This is a genomic window from Mesorhizobium sp. M7A.F.Ca.CA.004.12.1.1, from assembly GCF_003997835.1.
GTDB lineage: Bacteria > Pseudomonadota > Alphaproteobacteria > Rhizobiales > Rhizobiaceae > Mesorhizobium.
In genome coordinates this window covers 1-7,660 of sequence record NZ_RZRK01000245.1, presented here as the reverse complement: position 1 = coordinate 7,660, position 7,660 = coordinate 1, and the positions used below count along the sequence as shown (strand labels likewise).

Here is a 7,660-nt window from a genome sequence, read left to right as displayed (position 1 = left end):
GGTCTATCTGGTGGTTTGCGCGCTGCGCAAAGGCCGGCTGCGCAATGGCGAGCTTGCCCGGAAGCTCGAGGGCATCACGCCGAAGATGCTGACGCAGACGCTGCGGGTGCTCGAGCGCGACGGCCTGGTGCGGCGCGAGATCTTCCCGGTCATTCCGCCGCGCGTCGAATATGAATTGACCGAGCTCGGCCAGAACCTGGCGGGGCTGCTTACCCAGATCAGGTCATGGGCGGAGCAGCATGCGCCGGATATCAAGGATGCCCGTGCAAGGGCAATTGCCGAGAGTGAAGGGGATTTGGCCGCGTAGGGCGGTTTCATTTTTCCCGCCGGAGCCGCAAGCCGCGACAATGCGCCAGCCTGATGGCGAGCGTTGGTGCGGCAAACCGCCAGGTCTTAGCCGATCATGGCGCTGCGGCCACCGACTTCGGCTTCGCGGATCTTCGTGTCGCGCGATTCCAGCATTTCCGCCTTGGAAAGCTCCGCTTCAGCTTCGCCGAGTAATGATTCGGCGGCGCTTCGCTGCTGGGCGAGGTCGCTTTGGGAATTCCTGAGGTTGTCGCGGCGCAGGCGAGCCGCCTTGGCGAAGGTCGGATAGGCGAAATGGTTGATGTCTGTGATGCCGGCCTTCTTTTCCTCGGCGGTGATCTGAAGCTCCAGCTCGACGGCCATGCGTTCGAACTCGGCGATCATCATGTCGAGCTGGAGCAGCTGCCGCCGCTTCTCATTCACCTGAAACTGTTTCAGCCGAACGAGGTTTTCACGTGACTTCATGATTCGGTACTCCCGGAAACGCACACCCGCACTTATCGTCCAAACCACCTGGAAACGCCCAGGCCGCACCCGTGTCCACCGCCTTTCCCCGAACTATGGGAAACAAAACCCTAAAGTTTTTTGCCGGCGGTAACCATTCGTTTACGGGCATTGTTAATCATACGGGTCAGGACTTAAGGCCGGGTAAAAATTCCGGCCACCGATGCGGAAGCGACGTCGATGAGTCCCTGGAGTCGCTTAGTCCAGGTTGTTAATGTGTTGCATTAGGAATTTGGTTCTGAGATTCGTTATTAGATTCAAGAGGGTGTAGAAAGAGGTTAAAAAATCTGGTACCGTCATGGACGGGAAATTAGGATTTGTTAACCATTCAATGGCAGCCTCTGCACAAGGCAACCACTGCTCCGGGTCCGGACGGGTCGTGAAATGGTCCGGCAGCAGAAAAGGGGAATGAAATGCGTGTTCTGCTGATAGAAGATGACAGTGCAACCGCACAAAGCATCGAACTGATGCTGAAATCGGAAAGTTTCAACGTCTACACGACCGATCTCGGGGAAGAGGGCGTCGATCTAGGCAAGCTCTACGACTACGATATCATTCTTCTCGATCTCAACCTGCCCGATATGTCGGGCTACGAGGTCTTGAGAACGCTTCGCCTTTCCAAGGTCAAGACACCTATTCTCATCCTCTCCGGCATGGCCGGCATCGAGGACAAGGTGCGCGGCCTCGGCTTCGGCGCGGACGACTACATGACCAAGCCGTTCCACAAGGATGAGCTGGTTGCCCGCATTCATGCCATCGTGCGGCGCTCCAAGGGCCACGCCCAGTCGGTCATCACCACCGGCGACCTGGTGGTCAACCTCGATGCCAAGACCGTCGAAGTCGGCGGCCAGCGCGTGCACCTGACCGGCAAGGAATACCAGATGCTGGAGTTGCTTTCGCTGCGCAAAGGCACCACGCTGACCAAGGAAATGTTCCTCAACCACCTCTATGGCGGCATGGACGAGCCTGAGTTGAAGATCATCGACGTCTTCATCTGCAAGCTGCGCAAAAAGCTCGACGCGGCATCGGGCGGTCAGAACTACATTGAAACGGTCTGGGGGCGCGGCTATGTGCTGCGCGAACCGGAAGACATTCGCGTCAGCGCCTGAGCGACGAATCGCTCGAATCTTTTCCATAAAAAACCCGGCTTCGGCCGGGTTTTTGCATGACGGCTGGTAAGGGTCTGTTTTGGGCTGCTGAGCAGGAAACCGTCACGCACTTTTTCTGGAATTGCTCAAGGGTACCGAATCAGGTGCGCTCTTCAAGGTGCGAAAGCGCTCGAGCAGCTGCGGGCGGTTGAACGGCTTCAAGAGATAGCCCTGGGCGCCGGCTCGCTTGGCCCGCATGATCGAAGCAATATCGAGCTCGACCAGGGACATCAGGATCTGCGGCCTTATCGGGCTCTCCATGGCGCGGACGCGACGGATGAGATCGACCGCCGGTACGTCAGGCAAGGCGCCATCGACGACGATGATGTCGGGCATATCGGCGGCGCACATCTCCAGCGCGTCCAGTCCGCTGGCGGCCTCGATGACAATCATTTCGGAGCCGCCCAGGATGCGTTTTGCAACCTTCCTGATGACGCTTGAATCGTCGACGAACATGCAGCGTTTCATTTCCGGGTCCTCTTTGCCTTCTGGCAGTCCGGTAGCGTCGGGGGCATCCAGGACGCACCATAGGCCAATCTGGTAAAGAAGCCGAAAAGGCGTTAGGTAAAATTTTTTCAAAGATAGGCAGGTGCCTACTTTTATTCGCGAATGCTTTGGCGCTGCCTGGACGACCAGACGCATCTCAAGTCGATGAGCTGGAATTACAGATTTCAATGTAGAAATACTTCGCTTTATCGGCTGCGCAATCAGGCCGCAGAAAGCACGATTTCTTCCGGCGTCGCGTGGATCGATATCGTATGCCGTCTTCTGCTTGAAAAAAAAAGCGTGTAGTAGGGCTGCACGGAATGCGCGTCGATCGGTTCCTCCGGCTTGTGGCCGGAATGCAGTTCGAGGAATTTCGGCGGCACACGCAGCATCGGGCCAGCCGACGCAAGCGCGAAACGAGGTTCGGTCTCAAGATTTTCCAGCGTCACGGAAAGCTTGCCGCCGCGCGGAATGGCGGCATTGGCGACGAGGATCAGGTTGAGCAGCAGCTTGACCTTGTTCTTGGGCAGCAACGCGCGGGGCCCGTTCCAGGTCAGTTCCGGCTTTTCGTTCTTGAGGAAGGCGATGGCGACCGCTTCGGCATCGCCGGTATCGATCAACATGCCGGCCGAGCCGGCGGCACCAAAGGCGATGCGGGCGAACTGCAGGCGGGCCGAAGCGTTGCGGGCGCTCTGACGGATCAGCTTCATGGCGTCCTCGTCGGCGCCGCCTTCATCAAGCAATTCGAGCCCGTTGTTGATCGCGCCGACCGGCGAGATGATATCGTGGCAGACCCGGCTGCACAAAAGCGCTGCCAGATCGGGTGCGGAAAGGGTGAACAGATCGGCCATCGGCGAAAAATCCCTGCAAAATCTCACAACTCATGGCCGGGCGATCGATCGTCGCCTGCCACACGAATCACACACTCTCTCCTCGGGCTTTCTGAATACACAGCGCCCGTGCGTGCAGCAACAAATCCAAATTGTGGTTGTGGCAAATGGCGTGTTCACGCAGGCTGCCGGCCCCACTTGAGCGACCCCAAACAGCCTTCGAACCGCCATGTTCATGTGGGAGCTTAATGGTTGAAAAAGGATTACGGCATAGTTTGCCCCTAACAGTTACCCTTAACGGCCGGCTAAAAGAGCCGTACGGGGTGCGAGGCGTCGGCGAAGGTGCTCCCTGACGGAGATTGGAAGCATGTTTTCCCGATACTACGACCGGAGCTTTCTCCGTGTCTTCTCAATGGCGGTCACGCTCCTGGGCGTTCTCGTCTTCTCGACTTCAGCCCTGCGGGCCCAGGAATACACCGCTCAGGAGATTGTCGATTCCGGTCACAAGTTCTTCGGCGCGACATCAGGCGGGCTCGCCACAGTCGTCGAGAAGATTTTTGCTTCCTACGGCCTGCCCAACGGCTATCTGCTGGGCGAAGAGGGCTCGGGCGCGCTGATCGGTGGCCTGACCTATGGCGAAGGCACGCTCTACACCAAGAATGCCGGCGACCACAAAGTGTTCTGGCAAGGCCCATCGCTCGGCTGGGATTTCGGCGGCGAGGGGTCGCGGGTGATGATGCTGGTCTACAATCTCGACGATGTGGGCAGCCTCTACAACCGCTATGGCGGCGTCGCCGGTTCGGCCTATGTGGTGGCTGGCGTCGGCTTCAACGTGCTGAAGAACAACAATGTGGTTTTGGTGCCGATCCGCACCGGTGTCGGTGCCCGGCTTGGCGTCAATCTCGGCTATCTGAAGCTTACCGAGCGCGCCACTTGGAATCCGTTCTAAGCTGAAGTCCTTGGCTGTCGTTGCACAAAACCGGGACCGCTTTTGGGTCGACATGCATTAAACTCGTGGCGTTGCGGCAAACCCTTGCCGCAACGCTGGATTTCCGCCATGTCAACGTGGCACAGTCAAAGCGCTCCATGCGCTTTTGGTTTATCTGGTTTGATGCTTACCGGCCACAACGGGTAGTCACTTGGTCCAGTCGGTCCTGTTCTTCGTCCTCGGCTTTCTCTGTGCTGGCTTTCTGGCGCTCATGGTGGCTCCGGCCATATGGCGTCGTGCGGTCACGCTTACACGCAGACGCGTCGAATCCTCGATCCCTCTGACGCAAACCGAAATCCAGGCGGACAAGGATCGCATCCGCGCCGAATACGCCATGACGACGCGCCGCCTGGAAATCAGCGTCAAGGCGTTGCGAGAGAAGACGGCCGAACAACTGGTCGAGATCAATCGCGGTCGCGAGGCCATGAAGGGCCTGGCGGTCGAGCGGACGGACAAGAACCAGGCGCTGACCGAACTGGGTGCGAAGAACGAAGCGCTGCGCCAGCGAGAGGGCGAGTTGCAGCAGCTTTCGGAGCGTCTGAAGGAAACCGAACGCAAGCTGGAAAAGCGTGCACTTGAGCTGCAAAAGCTGGAGCGCATGTATGACGACGCCAGTTTTTCCTCGAGCAGCCGGCAGATCGAACTCGTGGCGCGAGAGTCCGAAATGCAGAAGCTCGCCAGTGACATTGCGATGCTGCGCGGCCAGCGCAAGGAAGCCGACAGGCGCGGCCAGGAAATCGCGGCCGAAAGCAAGGCCGCGCGGGAGGCCCTGAAAGCCGAGAAGAAAAGGACCGCCGAACTCGACAAGAAGGTCGAACGGCTGCTGGCCACACTTGCCGATCGCGAAGACAAACTCGACCGCCGCGAAAAGGAACTGGCACGCATGCGCGAAAGATCGAAATCCGAAGACAGCGCGCCAGCCTTGCGGCTGGTCGGCAAAGGCGGCGATGTCGCCAGGAGTGATGATTTGGACAAGGCAATCGCCAAGCTCGACAGTGACCGTGAGCAGCTCGAGGCGAGGCTGACGGCGCTGGCGCGCGAGAACAAGCGGCTGAAGGCCGACCTCACCGCACTGGCCGCGTCCAAGGCCACGGACAGCAGCTCCGCCTTGCGCGAGCAGATGAACGCGCTGGCGGCGGAGGTCGTCCATCTGACGGCGAAGCTCGAGGGGCCTGGTTCGCCGATCGCCAAGGCATTGGCAGTACCGTCGGACGCCCGCTCCGGCAACGGTGACCGCAGTCTTGCCGACCGCGTGCGCGCGCTGCAGAAGGCTGACGCGACAAGCTGAATCAGGCCTCCTTAGAGCATTTCACCGTTTCACGGAAACGGCGAAATGCCCTAACTCTTTGCTTTGACGCAATTCTGGACGGAAAACCGCTTCACACTTTTCCTGGAATTGCTCTGGCCGAAAAATGATGCAGCGCAATGGCTGAAGCCGCGGCGACATTCAGGCTGTCGAAGCCTTCCGCCATGGTGATCCGCACGTCGTGCAGGCTTGCGAGCAGGTCGTCCGGCAAGCCTTCGCCCTCGGTGCCGAGATAGAGCGCCAGGCGCTTGCTGCGCTGCGCATCGCGGATGTCGGTCTTCCCGCGTGGCGACAGCGCGAATTGATCGAAGCCACGTCGGGCGAGCATCGTCGTGAAGCCGGCGGTGTCGGAGAACGATGCGAAAGGGATCTTGAGCGCGGCGCCGACCGAAACGCGGATCGCTTTGCGATAGAGCGGGTCGCAGCATGTCGCATCCAGCAGGACCGCGTCAGCGCCAAAGGCGGCGGCATTGCGGAAGATCGAGCCCACATTGTCATGGTTGGCGATGCCGACGAGCACCACGACCAGCGCCCGAGGCGGCAAGCCGTCGAGCAGGTCTTCGGCCGGCTGCGGCTCTCCCTTGCGGCCAATGGCCAGGATGCCGCGATGCATATGAAATCCGGCGATAGCGTCCATCACCGCGCTGGTGGCGACATAGACCGGGAGGTCGGCGGGCGCCTTGCTCAGGATGTTGTCGAGACCTGCCAGCCGGTTTTCCAGGACCAGGATCGATTCGGCGGCAAAGCGCCCGGTCGAGAGCAGCAGGTCGAGCACCACCTTGCCTTCGGCGACGAAGCGGCCTTGCCGGCCGGCGAGGTCACGCTCGCGAATGTCGAGATACGCAGCGACGCGCGGATCTTGCGGGTCGTCGATGCGAATGGGATCCATGCATTCCTCGCGACCGTCGCATCGGCCCGAAAATCCGGACCGCTTCCCGGCGCTCACCTGGTTTGGAAAGCACGATGCGACGATTCGGGACAATCAGCCAGCTTTATGCGCCCCGGATGGGCGCATGTCGCTCTGAAAACGCCGGCGAGATCGGCGCTATGTGGTCAGGTTCCAGCACGGCGCAAACGGTGCGCCATCTGGGACAGATCATCCTTGCCGCTGCCGAAAATGCCGTCCAGCATGACAAGCAGTTCTCGCACGGCGTCGGATTTGCAGGAGTAGTAGATCATCTGCCGGTCGCGGCGGGTCTCGACTAGGTCGAGCGCCCGCAACTTGGCGAGGTGCTGGGACAGGGCGGATTGGCTGAGCATCACCTTCTCGGCAATGGCTCCAACCGACATCTCACCTTCGGCGAGGTAGCTCATGATCAACAGTCGCTTCTCATTGCCCATCAGCATGAGAAACTCTGCCGCCGATTCGGCGTTCACGATTAGCTTTGTCGAGACCATCGATCCCCCATGCTTCCTGTTCATCCCGACGCCATGGGGGCAATGGCGTCTGATTCCATAAATTCACTTGTCGATCGGCGCTGGCGATTCAGCGTCACCAAAAGGTAGAGCATTTCACTTAAATCTCAAGTGTTGCTTTTGGTCCAGCATAATTAAGTCTCCGTCCCGGCGTCGACAATGGCTCGGCCGGCCTTGGCCATATCGACCAGAACGTGCCGCAATTCGCCTGCCGCCGCCAGAGGTTGTGGGTAAAAAACCCGGCAAACATCGTCGCCCGAAACCAGGTCCATGCCATCGGCATCGAATCCGGCAACACTCCAGCCGTTTCCGGATACTTTGGCGAAATGCTGTGCGTAAACGGCGATCGCGTCGAGATGGTCGGCGTTCATGTGGTCGATGGCGGATTGTTCGCGCGCCGCGAGTTCCTCGACGATCGGTCCGCTGGCGAGCAAATCCGATCGATCGAGCTGATAGGCCTTGCCGAAGCCGCCGTTGAGGCTGGCGCGTTGCGGATCGAGGCGAAAGATCGAAAAGTCGCCGAGACCGGCGTAAAGTTTCGCCTTGGGATTGCGGTTGAGATAGCGGCGCTCGGCGCGGGCGTGTTCGCCTGATCCGCGCTCAAGCCGTGCCGCCTGGCAGATCAATGTCAGGCGCGGGTGCGCCAGCGGGTCGCCCTTGCCCGGTTCGCCGAGCA

The 7,660-nt window shown here is 59.8% G+C and carries 10 protein-coding genes; 4 read left to right on the top strand and 6 right to left on the bottom strand.

The window, feature by feature from the left end; all coding sequences use genetic code 11:
• A partial coding sequence (locus EN984_RS15025) for a helix-turn-helix domain-containing protein (RefSeq protein WP_164765479.1) occupies positions 1 to 307 on the top strand: 307 nt, incomplete at its 5' end.
• Between the two features lie 86 nt (positions 308 to 393).
• On the opposite strand, the gene EN984_RS15020 is transcribed toward EN984_RS15025, so the two are convergent.
• The gene (locus EN984_RS15020) at positions 394 to 771 is read right to left on the bottom strand and encodes a flagellar export protein FliJ (RefSeq protein ID WP_013529907.1); all 378 of its coding nucleotides are present in this window, start codon (positions 769 to 771) and stop codon (positions 394 to 396) included.
• Between the two features lie 452 nt (positions 772 to 1,223).
• Between EN984_RS15020 and ctrA the strand changes: the two genes are divergently transcribed.
• A complete protein-coding gene (ctrA, locus tag EN984_RS15015) occupies positions 1,224 to 1,919 on the top strand; it encodes a cell cycle two-component system response regulator CtrA (protein ID WP_006203583.1) in 696 nt (231 codons plus the stop codon).
• 102 nt (positions 1,920 to 2,021) lie between these two features.
• Here the strand turns inward: ctrA and EN984_RS15010 are convergent, their stop codons facing one another.
• Complete coding sequence (locus EN984_RS15010; RefSeq protein WP_127383808.1) at positions 2,022 to 2,426, bottom strand: response regulator; 405 nt, start codon at positions 2,424 to 2,426, stop codon at positions 2,022 to 2,024.
• Positions 2,427 to 2,665: 239 nt separating this feature from the next.
• A complete protein-coding gene (locus EN984_RS15005; RefSeq protein WP_127383807.1) occupies positions 2,666 to 3,295 on the bottom strand; it encodes a histidine phosphotransferase family protein in 630 nt (209 codons plus the stop codon).
• 391 nt (positions 3,296 to 3,686) lie between these two features.
• On the opposite strand from EN984_RS15005, the gene EN984_RS15000 reads away from it, so the two are divergent.
• Together EN984_RS15000 and EN984_RS14995 are read left to right on the top strand one after the other, a co-directional pair.
• Positions 3,687 to 4,223, top strand: coding sequence for an EipA family protein (locus tag EN984_RS15000; RefSeq protein WP_236382921.1), 537 nt, complete (start codon positions 3,687 to 3,689; stop codon positions 4,221 to 4,223).
• 190 nt (positions 4,224 to 4,413) lie between these two features.
• Positions 4,414 to 5,550: a hypothetical protein gene (locus tag EN984_RS14995; protein ID WP_127270376.1), complete on the top strand. Its 1,137-nt coding sequence runs from the start codon at positions 4,414 to 4,416 to the stop codon at positions 5,548 to 5,550.
• Between the two features lie 91 nt (positions 5,551 to 5,641).
• Here EN984_RS14995 and EN984_RS14990 read toward each other — a convergent pair whose 3' ends face one another.
• The 3 genes from EN984_RS14990 to EN984_RS14980 all read right to left on the bottom strand — a co-directional run.
• Positions 5,642 to 6,457 (bottom strand): RNA methyltransferase, encoded by an 816-nt coding sequence (locus EN984_RS14990; RefSeq protein ID WP_127270377.1) that lies wholly within the window; start codon positions 6,455 to 6,457, stop codon positions 5,642 to 5,644.
• Positions 6,458 to 6,621: 164 nt separating this feature from the next.
• Positions 6,622 to 6,966, bottom strand: coding sequence for a metalloregulator ArsR/SmtB family transcription factor (locus EN984_RS14985; protein ID WP_023809905.1), 345 nt, complete (start codon positions 6,964 to 6,966; stop codon positions 6,622 to 6,624).
• Between the two features lie 152 nt (positions 6,967 to 7,118).
• Positions 7,119 to 7,660, bottom strand: a 542-nt coding sequence (locus tag EN984_RS14980; RefSeq protein ID WP_164765478.1) for a DUF2470 domain-containing protein, incomplete at its 5' end; no start/stop codon positions are given.